This window comes from Agarivorans sp. QJM3NY_33, assembly GCF_050870865.2.
GTDB lineage: Bacteria > Pseudomonadota > Gammaproteobacteria > Enterobacterales > Celerinatantimonadaceae > Agarivorans.
In genome coordinates this window covers 2,099,168-2,114,421 of the sequence record NZ_CP194039.2, presented here as the reverse complement: position 1 = coordinate 2,114,421, position 15,254 = coordinate 2,099,168, and the positions used below count along the sequence as shown (strand labels likewise).

Annotated in this window: 13 protein-coding genes and 1 tRNA gene; 5 read left to right on the top strand and 9 right to left on the bottom strand. The window is 42.6% G+C overall.

Going from position 1 to position 15,254, the window contains the following annotated elements; genetic code table 11:
* Window positions 1–16 precede the first annotated feature (16 nt).
* On the bottom strand, window positions 17–898 hold the full coding sequence (locus ACRRSY_RS09620; RefSeq protein WP_432453429.1) for a 6-carboxytetrahydropterin synthase: 882 nt from the start codon (window positions 896–898) through the stop codon (window positions 17–19).
* 147 nt (window positions 899–1,045) lie between these two features.
* Between ACRRSY_RS09620 and ACRRSY_RS09615 the strand changes: the two genes are divergently transcribed.
* Complete coding sequence (locus tag ACRRSY_RS09615; RefSeq protein WP_432453430.1) at window positions 1,046–1,741, top strand: PilZ domain-containing protein; 696 nt, start codon at window positions 1,046–1,048, stop codon at window positions 1,739–1,741.
* 232 nt (window positions 1,742–1,973) lie between these two features.
* Here the strand turns inward: ACRRSY_RS09615 and ACRRSY_RS09610 are convergent, their stop codons facing one another.
* The 5 genes from ACRRSY_RS09610 to yejK all read right to left on the bottom strand — a co-directional run bounded on the left by ACRRSY_RS09610 (window position 1,974) and on the right by yejK (window position 8,290).
* Window positions 1,974–3,110, bottom strand: coding sequence for an ABC transporter ATP-binding protein (locus ACRRSY_RS09610; RefSeq protein ID WP_432453431.1), 1,137 nt, complete (start codon window positions 3,108–3,110; stop codon window positions 1,974–1,976).
* An 89-nt stretch (window positions 3,111–3,199) separates the two neighbouring features.
* On the bottom strand, window positions 3,200–4,090 hold the full coding sequence (gene malG, locus ACRRSY_RS09605; protein WP_432453432.1) for a maltose ABC transporter permease MalG: 891 nt from the start codon (window positions 4,088–4,090) through the stop codon (window positions 3,200–3,202).
* A 12-nt stretch (window positions 4,091–4,102) separates the two neighbouring features.
* Window positions 4,103–5,734 carry a maltose ABC transporter permease MalF gene (malF, locus tag ACRRSY_RS09600; RefSeq protein ID WP_432453433.1) on the bottom strand — a complete coding sequence of 544 codons (1,632 nt, stop codon included), beginning with the start codon at window positions 5,732–5,734 and terminating at the stop codon, window positions 4,103–4,105.
* An 86-nt stretch (window positions 5,735–5,820) separates the two neighbouring features.
* Window positions 5,821–7,002 carry a maltose/maltodextrin ABC transporter substrate-binding protein MalE gene (malE, locus tag ACRRSY_RS09595; RefSeq protein WP_432453434.1) on the bottom strand — a complete coding sequence of 394 codons (1,182 nt, stop codon included), beginning with the start codon at window positions 7,000–7,002 and terminating at the stop codon, window positions 5,821–5,823.
* 283 nt (window positions 7,003–7,285) lie between these two features.
* Window positions 7,286–8,290 (bottom strand): nucleoid-associated protein YejK, encoded by a 1,005-nt coding sequence (yejK, locus tag ACRRSY_RS09590; protein WP_432453435.1) that lies wholly within the window; start codon window positions 8,288–8,290, stop codon window positions 7,286–7,288.
* Between the two features lie 74 nt (window positions 8,291–8,364).
* On the opposite strand from yejK, the gene ACRRSY_RS09585 reads away from it, so the two are divergent.
* The 4 genes from ACRRSY_RS09585 to fabV all read left to right on the top strand — a co-directional run bounded on the left by ACRRSY_RS09585 (window position 8,365) and on the right by fabV (window position 12,295).
* The gene (locus tag ACRRSY_RS09585) at window positions 8,365–8,583 is read left to right on the top strand and encodes a DUF1414 domain-containing protein (protein WP_432453436.1); all 219 of its coding nucleotides are present in this window, start codon (window positions 8,365–8,367) and stop codon (window positions 8,581–8,583) included.
* Between the two features lie 28 nt (window positions 8,584–8,611).
* Complete coding sequence (locus tag ACRRSY_RS09580; RefSeq protein WP_432453437.1) at window positions 8,612–10,426, top strand: DUF3413 domain-containing protein; 1,815 nt, start codon at window positions 8,612–8,614, stop codon at window positions 10,424–10,426.
* 87 nt (window positions 10,427–10,513) lie between these two features.
* Window positions 10,514–10,590 (top strand) — tRNA-Pro (locus ACRRSY_RS09575).
* 499 nt (window positions 10,591–11,089) lie between these two features.
* On the top strand, window positions 11,090–12,295 hold the full coding sequence (gene fabV / locus ACRRSY_RS09570) for an enoyl-ACP reductase FabV (protein ID WP_432453438.1): 1,206 nt from the start codon (window positions 11,090–11,092) through the stop codon (window positions 12,293–12,295).
* Window positions 12,296–12,417: 122 nt separating this feature from the next.
* Here fabV and ACRRSY_RS09565 read toward each other — a convergent pair whose 3' ends face one another.
* The 3 genes from ACRRSY_RS09565 to hupB all read right to left on the bottom strand — a co-directional run bounded on the left by ACRRSY_RS09565 (window position 12,418) and on the right by hupB (window position 15,097).
* On the bottom strand, window positions 12,418–12,780 hold the full coding sequence (locus ACRRSY_RS09565; RefSeq protein ID WP_432453439.1) for a hypothetical protein: 363 nt from the start codon (window positions 12,778–12,780) through the stop codon (window positions 12,418–12,420).
* A 66-nt stretch (window positions 12,781–12,846) separates the two neighbouring features.
* The gene (gene ppiD / locus ACRRSY_RS09560; RefSeq protein WP_432453440.1) at window positions 12,847–14,736 is read right to left on the bottom strand and encodes a peptidylprolyl isomerase; all 1,890 of its coding nucleotides are present in this window, start codon (window positions 14,734–14,736) and stop codon (window positions 12,847–12,849) included.
* Between the two features lie 88 nt (window positions 14,737–14,824).
* The gene (gene hupB, locus ACRRSY_RS09555; RefSeq protein ID WP_432453441.1) at window positions 14,825–15,097 is read right to left on the bottom strand and encodes a nucleoid-associated protein HU-beta; all 273 of its coding nucleotides are present in this window, start codon (window positions 15,095–15,097) and stop codon (window positions 14,825–14,827) included.
* Window positions 15,098–15,254: the final 157 nt, after the last annotated feature.

Sequence of the window (15,254 nt, the reverse complement as noted above, 5' to 3'; positions counted from 1 at the left end):
AACAGGCGCTTTTTATTTACCATGACGAACCATGAACCTCTGAAATAGCGCCTTTCCCAACTCCTTCATAAGCAATTACTTCAATAGAGTGTTCTGGCATCGCGGCAGACAAAGTACTTGCAATATAAGCGGCCAAGTTCTCAACAGTTGTCTCGCAGGGAAGAATATCAGTCTCATGTTGGGGTAATACCAACTCAAAAAAACCCTGTGGAGATTGATATGCAAAAGCATAGTGCTTTTGCCAATTTTGAGCCTGATAAAAGCTTATATTGCTTGGCTCAATTTGGTCAGCTTTGCTCGCCAAATATATATTTCGCCACTTCATCGCCCAACTTGTTGCTAAGTCCAAATCTTGCTCACCGTCAACCATAATTTCGAGAGTCGAACGGTGCCCATGAGCGATCCGTTGACAATTACCGTCATGCTTTTTTAAGCCATGAGAATAATGATAATAAGGTCCATCGATCGCTTCATGGCGTAATTTAACTTTTAAATCTTGAATATTCGAAGGTAGCTTTTGTAAAATGATCCGCTGTACATAAGTAGTCAAAGCATCGTTGGTCACTTCTAGAGTGTCAATAAACGCAAACGCTTGAGTAGGACAACGCAGCTGGATGCTTCCACCATTTGGCCGCGCAAAATCAATATGAGTATAACCATTAAGGGTTTCGGTTTTGCATAAAGGTGACCGCTGAGGCACTAACAACTTATGATCGACTTCCTGATCAATGAGTTGCTTGATTAGTTTCTTCACTTGGCCAAAATCTAACAACATATCCATATCATTCAAAGCGCCAGCTAATTCTATGTCTACTAACCAACTTTCTCCCACTAAACCACGGTCTGGGCACAGGTAGGTGGAGTCGATTACGGTCAAATCTTTTACAAACAATTTCATCAGAACTTTCCATATTAACCAAGGTCGCTAATTATAACCGTAAGCTGCGCTAATAGTCCGTTTGTTACACATTTCTCATCAGCACTAAAACACAAACACGATTTATATGATATTGTTATAAGATTATCAAAATATACAGAACCAGCCGTGGAACCGATTTCCCCAGATTTATTAGCTGAATTCAATGCCCTGCCCTGTCAAACCGAGGTCCATTTACAAATTCCGACGGCCACAAAACCCTTGCGTTTACGTAGTCGTTTAATCGGAATTGAACCTGGTATGTGTTTGATCCTTTCGAGGGGAATAGATCAACAGTGGGAAGCCGCTAAAGAGAAAATTCGAGAAGGTCAGTCGATTGTGATTCGCCTAGTTAATCAAGGCGATCCTAACGCGACCATTTTTGCTTATCGAGGCAATATATCAAAACTGATGAGTAGTGTTGGCCGATGGTTGGTGGTGGATTACCCTCGTCGGATCCAAAAAATAAGTTTGCGTCAGCATAGCCGCATGCCCATTGCCTTAGCTAGCACACTACTTTGTCAGCACCAAGCACAGACGTCGTTTCATGGGGTCCTAAAAGATTTATCACTTAATGGAGGCGGTTTTGTTTGTGAGCCAATCCCATTACCTTTGAGTTCATTGCCTTTTAAATTACAACTAAACCTCGATAATAATCCAAGCATCAGTATTGATGCGAGTATTTGTAATCAACACTTAGAGCAAAGAACACCTGAACGTCTGCACTATGGCTTAACCTTTAACGCCAAGAACGCCGAAAAGAAAAATTTTGTTCAAATGGCATTACTGGAAATGATGCAACGCGAGAATAAAACCAACCCATAAAGCCAAATAATAGCAATCTGATTAATGATATGATCAACTTGTTGCGCAGAATAAACCTGCCGATAACGAGGCATGAAGTGCAGTAACTCGTGGCTCTAATTACAAAATACGTAAGCCAGTTAGCGATGATTTAGGCCCGCAAGAATCAACAGATAATGAGTTAGATTGACTATAAATTAAACGCTTATAAAAAAAGCGACCGAAGGGCCGCTTTGCTATTACTGGTCAACTTCTAGTCTTTGTTGTACTTAGCAGTACGTGGGAACGCATTGCCTTTACTATCAAACAAGTAACATGCTTTAGTTGGCAAGCCAACACGAAGATCATCACCATTGTTAGATGGAAATTCGCTACGTGCTTTAAAGGTGAAATCAAAGCCTTTCACGTCCATATAAACGTAAGACTCGGAACCTAAATGCTCGGCAACTACAACCGTACCTGTAATGAAGTTCTCTGCATGAGCATGGGTATCTTCTACCAAGTGCTCGGGACGACAACCTAACTCAACCGTATCGCCCATTTTAGCTCGGGTGGTGTCAATTGCAGCACTAATGATGTCACCTGTCACCAATTTTATTTTGCTTTCTTGCTCACCGACTTCAATCAGCTTACCTTCGATAAAATTCATTTTAGGTGAACCAATAAAGCCAGCAACAAATTTATTGGTCGGATTATGATATAGCTCTAATGGCGAACCATATTGCTCCAAATTACTGGACGCATTTGGCTCTAGAGGGCTAAGGACCACAATCTTATCCGCTAACGTCATCGCTTCCACTTGATCATGAGTCACGTAAATAATGGTAGATTGAAGTTCTTTGTGTAACTTCGCTATCTCGATGCGCATTTTCACTCGAAGCGCTGCATCTAAGTTTGACAAAGGCTCATCAAATAGGAACACTCCTGGCTGTTGGACAATACAACGACCAATAGCAACACGTTGGCGTTGACCACCACTTAATTCTTTAGGTTTACGGTCAAGTAAAGGGTCTAAGCCCAAGATATCTGAGGCATTAGAGACACGTTTTTCAATAATCGCCTTATCGACTTTCTTCAATTTCAGACCGAAAGACATATTCTCACGTAAATCCATATGTGGGTATAAAGCATAAGACTGGAACACCATACCAACATTACGTTCTACTGGCGGTACGTCGTTCATATAGTTGCCGCCAATCTTTAACTCGCCGCTAGTGATATCTTCAAGTCCGGCAATCATTCGTAATAAAGTTGATTTGCCACAACCTGACGGACCCACAAACACCACAAACTCACCATCTTTGATATCTAAGTTAATGTCACGCAAAGTGTCTTGGTGAATACTCGGATCATAGTTTTTACGTACATTGTTTAAAATTACATCAGCCATTATCAGCTCCAAACTGAATAAAGCGCTTTGCTTTATTCATCAATCGATTTTGTATTGCGTCGTTACACCTGCAACTACGCCCAAATAATTTAACCTTTCACACCACCCGCAGTTAAACCTCCAACCAACCATCGTTGCGCCATGAGGAATACCAAGGTAATAGGGAAACCTGACAATACTGCCGCTGCGGCGAAATCACCCCATAAGTAGTTTTGCGGGTATAAGTATTGCTGAGCACCAACAGCAAGGGTGAGCTTATCGACATCTTGCATCAATACAGAAGCCATAGGCACTTCGGTAATCACACCGATAAATGCAAGGATAAACACGACCGCTAAAATTGGCACAGACAGCGGCAACAAGACCAACCTAAATGCCTGCCAAGGTGTTGCGCCATCAATTGCTGCAGATTCCTCTAAGGCCGGGTCGATGGTTTCGAAGTAACCTTTAATCGTCCAGACGTGTAGTGCAATCCCCCCAAGATAAGCCAATATCAAACCACCGTGAGTATTTAAACCTAACCATGGAACATACTCACCAATCTTATTGAACAAGGCATAAATCGCGACCAAGGCCAATACCGAGGGGAACATTTGAAAGATCAACATCCCATTTAAAATGGTTGCCTTGCCTTTAAAGCGCATCCGCGCAAAGGCATAAGCACTGGTCGTCGATAGGGCTACAATCAGTAATGCTGAAATGCCCGCAACTTTAATCGAGTTCCATAACCAAATCAGTACCGGAAATGGTGGTGGCGTGGTTGAACCATCCGGATTCAACACCGAAATACCTAAAGCCAAACGCCAGTGATCGAGCGTGGGATTTGACGGAATCAACTCTCCAACAGCAAAGTTACCAGTACGGAAAGAAATAGTGATGACCATCAATAATGGAAAAATTATTAAACATAGAAATAAACATAAGCTAACGTGAGTTGCTAGTTTTCTATACTTCAAAGACTTAGCTTGAACCATTGCCATAACAACTCCTCCTTATGCCGTTTTATCAGCTTTTGTTAATTTCAAATTGACTAAGGCTAACGCGCCAACCACCAAGAAGATCAGGGTAGCAATCGCACTGGCAAGTCCATAGTCTTGTCCACCATCGCCTTGGAAGGCAATGCGGTAGGTATAACTTACAAGTAAATCGGTGGTACCCGCTGGGGTTGAGGCACCGATAATATCGGGCCCACCATTGGTGAGTAACTGAATCAACACGAAGTTATTAAAGTTAAAGGCAAATGAAGCGACTAACAAAGGCGTCAATGGTTTCATCAGCAGCGGCACAGTAATATTTAAAAAATTACTGATAGGGCCTGCACCATCCATTGCAGAGGCTTCATAAAGATCTTCAGGAATAGACTTAAGCATCCCTAAACATAAGATCATCATGTATGGGTAGCCTAGCCAGGTATTCACGATCAGAATCATCGACTTGGCCATAAGGGGATCGGTGAACCAATCCGGCTTGATGCCAAACAAAGATTCCAAAATGCCGTTTATTTCCCCAAAGTTTTGATTAAATAAACCTTTAAACACCAAGATAGAGATAAATGCAGGGATAGCATAAGGCAGAATGAGCACCACGCGATAAATCGCTCGACCTTTGAGCTCTTCCCATTGAATGAGGCAGGCGAGAACCATACCGATCGCAAGAGTGAAGGCAACGGAAGCGGCCGCAAAAATAACCGTCCAAATAAAGATCTCAATAAAAGGTTCTTTAATCCCCTTATCGGTCATCACTCGATCAAAATTCTTCCAACCCACTTTCACAGTAAAACCAGGGGCTAAACGCTCACCAACGAACTCACCATCACCATCAATATACTGAAAATAACCAGTCTCCATATTCGGCAACATCAGTTGACCCGTCTGGTTATTCCGTAAGATCGAAGGGCCAGGCAGAATAACACCACTATCTTTCAGTACCACGCCGTCTTGTAAACGAGAGTATAAAGGCTTCATCGCAGAAAATTTACGCAAGCCATTCATCACTAACTCATCACCATTCGGAGTCACAAGAATTAAACTACCTAAAAACTGCCGATGAGTAATAATGTCCTTAATTGGGGTTACGGGAGAATTTGGCAAACTATCAACAACTTTCAATTTAAGTCGTGACGTTTCCAAACTAAGCTTTTTAGCCTTAATGTCCGCATTAGAAATAGCGTCAATGGGACGTGTAATAAACATCACTTCATCTTGCTTCAGCGCAAGAATATACTTCCCATCCTCAGCTCGATGCAATTGAAAGCCAAACGAGCCACCTTTCGCCATATATATTTTCTGTGTATGTAATTGTTCTACCCGCTCCAACGATAACAAATTTGTTCCGCTGTAATTGGTAAACGCAATACCAATGGTATAGGCCAAAGGGAAAATAATAAACACAACCATGCCGGCAATGCCGGGGAAAATATAGCGATGTGCATACATTTTTTTATTCACAAAAACATACACACCAGTAGAAACAACAACAAGGGTGAGCAATGCAAATGCATACTCACCACCTGCATACATCAGCACAATTGCGTAGCCGTTGAGCAACACAATCGCTGAAACCAGTAGCAGTTTTAGCCAAGCATACTTGCCCTGCATAAAACCTGGAGACGCAGAATGACCCATCTTATGTACAACCTTTGAGTTAGACCGAAATTAACAAGAGGAGGGTAGACCAAGCCCCTCCCCCTAATCGAAATAATATGACCGTATTATTTCGCTATACGACGCGCAGCGGCGTCTAATGCTTTATCAATCGGCTGACGACCGCTGGTAATGTTGGTGAGAGATGTTGCCATCGCCGACCAAAATTTACCCATGGCCGCAACATTAGGCATTGGCTCGCCATCCTCAGCATTCGCAAAGGTCGCTGCAATACGAGGATCACCCGCTAACTGTTTCATAAATGATTTAAGAGCAACAGCACCTAACGGCACATCATCGTTTACCGTTTTCAAACCTTCATCGGTTATCAAATAGTTTTCTAAAAACTCTACCGCTAAATCAGCATTGGGTGAGGCCGCGTTAATTGCACCAGCCAATACACCAACCATTGGCTTAGCTTTTTGTCCATTAACCGTTGGAATGTAAGTTACACCGTAATTAATGCCACTTTTATCGAGGTTATCCCAAGCCCAGGGACCATTAATCATCATCGCCACTTCGCCTTTATTGAAGGCTGAATCCATCACCCCGTAATCAGCTCCCTTCGGCATTTGACCGCCATCGATCAGGTCTTTAATTACTTTCGCGCCCATTTTCGCGCCAGCATTCGCTACACCGGTATCTTTTACGTCGTAAGCACCATTCTCAAATTTGAAGATGTAGCCACCATTGGCTGCCAATATCGGCCATGAAAAATAAGTGTTGTTGTAATCCCATAAAATAGCGTGTTTACCATCTTTTTGTAGCTGAGCATCTAAGGCTGGAATTTCTTCCCAAGTTTTTGGGGGAGTCGGTACTAAATCTTTATTATAAATAAGACCAATTGATTCAATCGAGATAGGGTAACCATAAACTTTGCCATTAATCGTGACCGCATTCCAAGCAAAGTCCTCTATAGCCGCTTTTTTCTCAGCGCTCGGTTTCAGTTCTGCTAATAGACCGGCATCAACCCAATCGCCGAAACGGTCATGTGGCCATAAGAAGATATCTGGGCCTGAACCAGTTGAAGCAGCCTGTTGAAATTTACCAGGGGCGTCGTCTGGGTGAGCAACACTCACTTTAATGCCGGTATCGGCTTCAAAGCGTTTGCCTACTTCTGCTAAGCCGTTATAGCCTTTATCACCATTAATCCAAATAGTGAGCTGACCTTCCTCAATTGCAGCAAAAGCATTCGATACCATGCCCAAAGAAGCAACCGCAATAGCAGATGCAAGAATTGTCTTTTTCATTAGCCTTTCCTTAACTGTCGTTATGATTATTGTAGTCGCAAGAGTAACTTGCTGAACTTGATTCTAGCTCAACAGAACTGAAACTCACATGACTCAGCTCGCAATTTTGAAACTATACTACATAACGAAAAAGCAAGGAAAGACGGGGCCTTAAAGGCAATCCAATCTCAATAAGTTGGTAATAAAACAACAAAATTAACTACATTAGCACTTGAAAACCTTTGCATGTGGTAATTTTACAACAACAATGAAACTGACAACCTTTTCAAACATAGCTACTGACTTAATTGTTATTTTTAAGTTGTTCTCTCAAATTAGGCGGGATACCAACAATTGTCAAAGTATCGCTCGCCTCATCATAAAATACCCGCTCTCCTAACAGCTTTTGCTCGAAGCTAATAGAAACGCCTTTCCCTTGACCAAAACACTTAGCAAGTTTTTTCAAAGTGCTGCGGTCTGCTGGAAACTGCTCTTCCAAAGGATAGTTTTCGGCCGCAAACTGATAAAAATCGACATTTTCATCGTCGGTCGGTAAGGCCTTAGCAAGTTCACCCACAACGATTTCTTCACCATCTTTAAGCTGCTGCTCACAATAACTTTTCACTTCAGCTTTATAAGCTTGTTTCTCTTCTTTATCTAACTGCGTCGCTTGGCAATAATCATCGACCGCTTGCATCAATACGGTATTTTGCAACTTCACATCAAGACCATCATCACAACCAAGAAACTCAACAAAAAAATCTGCAATTTTACGCCCAGCCCGACCTTTCACATAAGAAACATAACGTCTCGATTCAGCGTTACGCTGCATATCGGTAATATCGATCCGGGCTGCTAATTGAATTGAACTGGTTTCCAAATAACGACTCGCGGTCAGCTCTAGACTTTCATCAACCGCCGGTGAAGTTTTATTTTCGAGCAACATAATTAATAAATACTCGCCAGCGACATGTTCATAATGAGCCAGTAACAAAACCCCCTGCTCTATAAACTCATATTTTTTGAGTTCTTCAACCAGTACTGAGCCGCTATCAACACTAAACCGATGAAAATCCAACTCGCTACTCAATAACAGATCGAGCTTCTCTTTAAAGGTACTGGTGTTTTCTGGCGGGTAGTAGCCAAAGCCTTTGGCTGCACGGCCACTAAAGTTCAAGTGTAAGCTCTCAATGAGACTGAGCGCCTGCTCGCTATGCAGCATTTCTTCGCTGCGGGCCTGTAAGGCGATTTGGCCGTCGGCTGCCAATTCTAATGAATGTAAAATAAGATGTTTTAATGAAATACTCATAGTTTTTGCTGTTAGTGTTTACTGACAAGGTGGGGTATTATACGCGTCTTTATCGTTAATTTTGCAGAGAAGAAATGGCAATAGTTTCAAAATATTCCACAGAGCAAGTGGAACAATTACTAAATGATGTACTCAAAGTAGTCAACAACCATAATGTAACCACCGATTTAGCATTAATGGTGTTAGGTAATGCAACGACTTGCCTGATTAATCAACGTGTTGCTCCAGAGCAAAGGAAGACTCTTGCCGAAGGTTTCTCAAAAGCACTGAAAAGTTCAATCAGTGAATCATAGGCTACCCTGAAGGACTTAAGAACAATCAATGGTAAATAACTCAAAGCAGTACCGAGACAAGGTGTCACAGTTAATCAGCTGGGGACATTGGTTTTGTTTGTCTAATATCATTCTTTCATTAATTGTAGGCTTACGTTATTTGGTGTTGGCCGCAGCGCCAGAGACATTTTTAGGCCAGAGTTATTTACTGATCAGTTGGTTGGGCCAATTTTCATTTATTGGCTTTGTACTTTTTTTGGTGACCCTATTCCCCCTCAGTTTTGTATTCCCCAGCAATCGAACCCTTCGTTTTGTTGGCGCGCTCTTTGCCACTTTAGGGGTTAGTCTACTGATTGTTGATACCGAGGTATTCGCCTCCTTTAATCTTCATCTTAATCCAGTCTTACTGGAACTCTTAGTCGATAAAGAGCAAAATAGCCAAGCAAACACCCTTAACTTACTATTTGTCGCGGTACCGTTCATCTTCTTGCTAGAGTTATGGCTGGCCCGACTCTGTTGGAAATATTTACGACGTTTAGAGCATGCCCATTTAGGCGTACCTATCGCAGTATTACTATTTATTTGTTTTTTGCTTACCCATCTGGTGCACGCTTGGGCAGACGCAACCGATTATCGCTCGATTACTCAACAAAAAAACAACTACCCATTGTTCTACCCACTCACGGCTCGTAGTTTTTTACAAGAACAAGGGATTTTCGATGTTGATGCATATTACCAACAAGTCAATAAACGCGAGACAGCAAAGCTAGGCGGATTGCGCTACCCTATTTCTTCACTGAAATATGCACCTACGGCACAACACTACAATGTGATGCTGATTGTCGTAGAAGGCCTACGCTGGGACGCCCTCAATCAACAAACAATGCCCAACAGCTGGAAACAGGCCAAACGTTCTAGTCAGTTTTTTAGTCACTATAGCGGTGGTAATCGAGCACAAGAAGGCTTATTCAGCTTGTTCTATGGCATCCCAAGCAGTTATTGGTCTAATATTATCAAGCAACATCAAAGCCCAGTACTCATATCCGCACTGCAAGCACATAACTACCAAATCGAGCTCTTCAGTAGCCGTGGAGTAAACCACCCTGAACTCGCCGGAACCAGCTTCGCCGGTGTTAAAAACCTCGATATGACCGAATGGCCAAGCGGGGCGAAAGGCGATAAACAAGCGATTCAAAAATGGTTAATCTGGCAGCAAAGCAAGTTCTCCCAATTACCTTGGTTTAACTTTCTTTATTTAAATGGCGTTGCTGCGTTTGATAATGGTAACGGTGACGCCATCCAAGTCGTCACCCCCGACTCATTACGTAGCGGCTATCAACAAGCAGCCCAGCAGCTCGATCAACAACTTGCAAAAGTTTATGAACAACTAAGCCAAAGTGGCCAACTAGAGAAAACCATACTCATCTTCACCTCTGATTATGGTAACGAATTAGGCGATAACAACAGCAACTACTGGGGCAATGGTAGCAACTTTAGCCGCTATCAAACGCAAGTTCCGTTATTTATATCTTGGCCCAAGCAAACACCAACGCTACAACATGGTGATACCAGTCATAACGATCTAGCACCCACCCTATTAGAAGGTTTGCTCGGCGTAAACTCAAACCCAAATGGCTATAGCAGTGGGCAAAATATCTTCAAAAAACGCAAGCGTGATTGGATATTAATTGGCAACCAGGAACAACAAGCCGTTGTTCAGCAAAATCAAATTACCTTGTTTAATAAATCCGGAAGTTATCGGGTATTTAATCGGGAACTAGAGCCCAGTAATGCCTCTGTTTCAGTCCCGATGTTGGTACAAGTATTGAACGATTTAAAACGTTTTTATCAGCCACAGCCCTAATTTGCCTATTCACTGAGCAATCGAACACAAATTAGTAGGCCGTGTATTGACAGCGGACCGATACCTAAGTAAATTCACAGCTCAAATCGGTACGTAGCGCAGCTTGGTAGCGCACTGTCATGGGGTGTCAGGGGTCGGAGGTTCAAATCCTCTCGTACCGACCACATTAAAGCCCGTCGCCTAATCAGCGACGGGCTTTCGCTTTTCAAAGGCAATTATCTTCGGCTGTTTAACTCCTTTGCCTATGAATCGTCGGCCATCGTTTTAAGTTTGCTTGAACTCACCAATAGCGGCTATAAGTCCACCACTCATATCTTTGTATGCGTAGCTGCAAAACGACCCGCAGCCATGAGTAAAATCAAAGTATATAAATTGAGAAATTCTATTACCTACCAACCCAAAGTTTAAAGTCATAAATGTCATAATAATAGACGATAGTACACGCGCGTAATTGGTACTCAATAAGCCAGCGTGACGCATTGTAATAATCAGTAAGAGCACCTTAAATAAACCAAATCTACCTTTCTTCAGAATATTTTAGGCAACTGCTCTGATCAGCCCGCTGCCATGCCACTTTATAAACAAACGTGCTAAAATCGGCGCATAAAAAATAGTGATGAAACAAACTACTTCCCCCTCTTTGGGTGACTTTAAGGAACGAATATGATTATCAAACCTAAGATCCGTGGTTTTATTTGTACAACCACCCATCCGCTTGGTTGTGCTGCCAATGTCCAAGAGCAAATTGACTACACCAAACAGCAAGGCCCAATAAAAAATGGGCCAAAAAGAGTATTGGTTGTCGGGTCATCCAGCGGTTATGGTTTATCTTCACGTATCGCAGCGGCCTTCGGCAATGGCGCCGCAACCATTGGTGTTTTCTTTGAGAAAGCAGCAACAGAAAAGAAACCAGGAACTGCTGGTTGGTATAATGCTGCGGCCTTCGATCAAAAAGCTCACGAAGCTGGTTTATATGCCAAAAGCATTAATGGTGATGCCTTCTCACATCAAGCCAAGCAGGCAGCTGTTGACTTGATTAAGCAAGATCTAGGACAAATTGACTTAGTAGTTTATTCCTTAGCGTCTCCAGTAAGGAAGCTCCCAGATACCGGAGAACTAATACGCTCCAGCCTAAAACCTATTGGTGAAACCTACAGCGCAACCGCCGTAGATACCAATAAAGATACCATTATTGAAACCAGTGTTGAGCCTGCGACAGAACAAGAGATCGCAGATACAATCACGGTAATGGGTGGCGAAGACTGGGAGCTTTGGATTAAAGCGCTGGATGAAGCGGGCGTACTCGCCCAAGGCTGTAAAACCGTTGCCTATAGTTATATTGGCACCGCATTAACTTGGCCAATTTACTGGGATGGCGCTTTGGGTAAAGCCAAAATGGATTTAGATCGTGCCGCCGTATCTTTAAATGAAAAATTAGCCACACGTGATGGCAGCGCCAACGTTGCGGTACTGAAGAGTGTCGTGACTCAAGCTAGCTCAGCGATCCCTGTGATGCCACTTTACATCTCAATGGTGTTTAAGATCATGAAACAAAAAGGCGTTCATGAAGGCTGTATGGAACAAATCTATCGGATGTTTAGTCAACGCCTCTATCGTACAGACGGCAATGCTCCAGAGCTTGATGAGAGCAATCGCTTACGTCTTGATGATTGGGAGTTAGCCGAAGATATTCAACAAGCTTGTGTTGATTTATGGCCACAAATCACCACCGAAAACCTGCGTCAACATACGGATTACGACTACTATAAAGCCGAGTTTTTGAAACTATTTGGTTTTGGTATTGCCGGAATTGACTATGAGGCAGACGTAAATACCTTGGTTCCTTTCAACGTGATTGAAGTCGCCTAATTACAAAAGAGCCGCCCAACAATTGAGCGGCTCTTTATTCTTTAACTTTAAACAGAATTCGGAATATAGAAAGAGTAATACCAACGTCATCAAGCGATTGATTATCCCGAGTTCAATTTATGTTATTTATTCACCTTGTTATATCTCACTCGACCCGCTCTCGGTAAATAAGCATCAAGATATAAACCGTCTTTTGCGATTTTATACTCTACCACTTTGTCTGCCGAAGTGACGATCACGCGTTCACCTTTGATTTCGTATTGAGTGGCGACCCGACTCCCAGACTTTAGCTGTCCTATTTGATCAAATACCAAGCGATCTTTCTTGCCATAAAATGCCTGCTCAGATTCCCAAGTTCCGATTAAAGGATTAATCGTCACTCTTCGCTTTGCTCCAACTAACTCAGGATAAGAAAAATACAAAAATGCTAACACCCCTAGGGCGATAACCACCAAAGCCGAAATTAATACTAAGGATTTTTTCACCAACGTCTCCGATAAATAAAAAGGGCGAAACCGCCCTTCTATTCGCTTGTTAACTCAACATAAGGTTTACAGCAAAGTTTTAATCTCTGCTTTACTCTTTAATAAGTCAATCAAGGTTTGGTAACTCGCTTCTGTTTTAATGCTGGCCAGCTGTTGTAACCAACGTTGAGTCTCTGTGCTTTCTACGGTTTCCACCTCATTGACAGCGGTAAGCTGTAATACTAGCTGATCACCATTCATTGTGCTTATTCGCCCGGCAACTTTCTGCGCTAACGGCTTAGCCATCATAAATAAATGCCGAATAACTTGCGGCTCTAACTCTTGGCTATCCCGAGTCAATTGACTCTTAGTCGTAAACTGTAAGTGTTGCTGATAAAGCAAATCATCTAAGCCTTCACCAGATTTTAGCGCAGCAATCAACTTGTCAGCATATGCTTGGGCTGCTTGAGTCGCTCTAGTTTGGGTTAAATTACTGGCAATTTGCGATTCAACGACTTCGAAAGGTTTCACGGTCGCCGCCGAATGCCCAGTAACACGAACCACTACAGAGCTATTATCCGCCAGTTGAATAACATCACTATTTAAACCTTCAGCAATAAATTCTGGGTCGAATAGCTTACTTATCACCTGCGCTTGCCCTAAAACTGCATTTGCATTAGTACGACTTAAACCCTTAACCGTTTCAAGCTTAAGGCCTGTCTCGCTAGCCACTTCAACTAAAGAATCAGGAACTTCAAAAGACAGCTCAGCCACTTTTTGCGCTTGTTCATAAAACGCTGTTTGTGCCTTTTCATGTCGTAATTGTTGGCTGATTTGCTCACTCACTTGGTCGAGCGGCTTCACTTGTGCAGTTTGTACATCAAGCAACTTAATTAAATGGTAACCAAAAGCGGATTTAACAATTGGACTCACATCGCCTTTCTGTGCAAGCGCGAAGGCGGCCTCATCAAATGCTGGGTCCATCACTCCACTTTCGAACCAATCAAGCTCACCGCCTTTTTCACCACTAAAGCTATCGTCGGATGACTCTGCAGCTAAGGCCGCAAAATCTTCACCTTGATTGAGTTTGGCTAATAACTGTTCTGCTTTTGTTAGCGCAGCGGTTTCGTCGTCACCAAAATTAACCAAAATATGGGCAACTTTACGCTTTTCTGGCTGAGTATAAGTTTGACTATTTGCCTTATAGAATTGATCTATTTCCTCAGGACTTACTGCGATAGTTTTAGCCAATTCATCAGCATCAACTAAAATATACTCAACATCAACCGACTCTTCTGTTTTGAAGCTATCTTTATGTGCTTGATAATAAGCCTTTAAATCTTCGCTTGAAGGCTTCTCTGCCGCAACGAAATTTGCAGTTGGGATCGTCACATAGCGAACATCACGAGTTTGTTGATTTAACTTCGCCAGTAGCTCTGCTTCACTCGGTAACGCAAACTCACTGCCTAATAAAGCGTTTTGCAACTGTTGACGAGTCAAGTCATTACGCATCATATCGCGAAATTGACTCGGCTGAAAATGTGCTCGAGAAAGTACCGCTAAATAGCGGTCATTATCAAAACGCCCGTCAACTTGGAACTCTGGCATTTTGAGAATTTGCGACTTAAGCTGTGCATCACTGATTCTGAGTCCATACTGTTCAGCGGCTTGATCAAGTAAACGTTCTGACACCATACGGTCTAACACGTTATTTCTAAATTGGGCCATATAGCTTGGGTCAGCGGCTAATTGATTAAAGGCGTCACCAAATTGATTTTCTAATCGCGCCCGTTCATTTTGATAGGCTTTATCAAATTCGGCACGACTAATTGATTCGCCATTCACGGTTGCTGCTAATTGTTCGCTTGGACTCGCAATATAACTACCAACACCAGCCAGTGCAAAAGATAAAATGACCAGACCGAGGATGATCTTGGCTACCGGACCTTGGCTTCCTTCACGGAGCTTTTCCAACATGCTTAGTTACTCTTTACCACATAAATAATGAAAAAGCGCATCGTAGGATGCGCCTTTGACAGACCGCAAATCAATCTACAGCTGACAATTAGTTTACTGCGTCTTTCAACGCTTTGCCGGCTTTAAACGAAGGTACGTTAGCAGCGGCAATTTGAATTTCTGCACCGGTTTGTGGGTTACGGCCAGTACGAGCCGAACGTTCTTTCACTTGAAAAGTACCAAAACCTACTAAGGCAACATTATCGCCTTCTTTCAACGAATCAGAAATAGCTTCGATAAAAGAATCAAGAGCACGACCGGCAGCGGCCTTAGAAATATCTGCACCTTCAGCGATTTTGTCTACGAGTTGAGCTTTATTCACAATGGGTTCCCCTTGTTGTTATTCCTTTTCATTTTACCGCGGGAAAAGTTCCCTATTATTTGCGGCTCAGAACCAGGCTAGTCAGTCTACAGTTAGTTAATTTATATACTATTAATTTGTCATAACGGCTTATATGCCAGCCTTAGGCTATAGCCCT

Coding starts and splice junctions, on each gene's coding strand:
- ACRRSY_RS09585 (WP_432453436.1), top strand. CDS start 8,365: ATGGCAATAGTTTCAAAATATTCCACAGAGCAAGTGGAACAATTACTA.
- ACRRSY_RS09610 (WP_432453431.1), bottom strand. CDS start 3,110: ATGGCTGATGTAATTTTAAACAATGTACGTAAAAACTATGATCCGAGT.
- ppiD (WP_432453440.1), bottom strand. CDS start 14,736: ATGTTGGAAAAGCTCCGTGAAGGAAGCCAAGGTCCGGTAGCCAAGATC.
- yejK (WP_432453435.1), bottom strand. CDS start 8,290: ATGAGTATTTCATTAAAACATCTTATTTTACATTCATTAGAATTGGCA.
- fabV (WP_432453438.1), top strand. CDS start 11,090: ATGATTATCAAACCTAAGATCCGTGGTTTTATTTGTACAACCACCCAT.
- malG (WP_432453432.1), bottom strand. CDS start 4,090: ATGGCAATGGTTCAAGCTAAGTCTTTGAAGTATAGAAAACTAGCAACT.
- malF (WP_432453433.1), bottom strand. CDS start 5,734: ATGGGTCATTCTGCGTCTCCAGGTTTTATGCAGGGCAAGTATGCTTGG.
- malE (WP_432453434.1), bottom strand. CDS start 7,002: ATGAAAAAGACAATTCTTGCATCTGCTATTGCGGTTGCTTCTTTGGGC.
- ACRRSY_RS09580 (WP_432453437.1), top strand. CDS start 8,612: ATGGTAAATAACTCAAAGCAGTACCGAGACAAGGTGTCACAGTTAATC.
- ACRRSY_RS09620 (WP_432453429.1), bottom strand. CDS start 898: ATGAAATTGTTTGTAAAAGATTTGACCGTAATCGACTCCACCTACCTG.